The sequence below is a fragment of the Pseudomonas sp. GW456-12-10-14-LB2 genome, assembly GCF_002884345.1.
Lineage (GTDB): Bacteria > Pseudomonadota > Gammaproteobacteria > Pseudomonadales > Pseudomonadaceae > Aquipseudomonas > Aquipseudomonas paraglycinae.
In genome coordinates this window covers 1-251 of record NZ_POHV01000260.1, presented here as the reverse complement: position 1 = coordinate 251, position 251 = coordinate 1, and the positions used below count along the sequence as shown (strand labels likewise).

The 251-nt window shown below is 67.3% G+C and carries 1 protein-coding gene; it reads left to right on the top strand.

Going from position 1 to position 251, the window contains the following annotated elements; translation table 11 throughout:
- Nucleotides 1-23: 23 nt before the first annotated feature.
- The coding region (locus tag C1X29_RS30155) for a hypothetical protein (RefSeq protein ID WP_218275743.1) at nt 24-251 on the top strand (228 nt) is incomplete at its 3' end.

The following is a 251-nucleotide window of genomic DNA, read 5'->3' as shown; positions in this document are numbered from 1 at the left end:
GGCACCGACACGAGGCCAGGGTAGTGGTCGAGCGCGATCGGCTCGATGCCCTGTGCCGGCAACGGCAAGAAGATGCGCGGATGCCGGCGACCGACGCGATGGTGCTGGAACGCCTGTTCCGAGAGGCGCGGACCTACAGTGAGAAGGTCAACGTGGTCGATCACGCCGCCGACCGGGTCGCGTTCGTGCGGGATGGATCGCTGGGAACGCGTGAGCCCGTCGACCAAGGGATCGATGTGCGGCGCGTGATG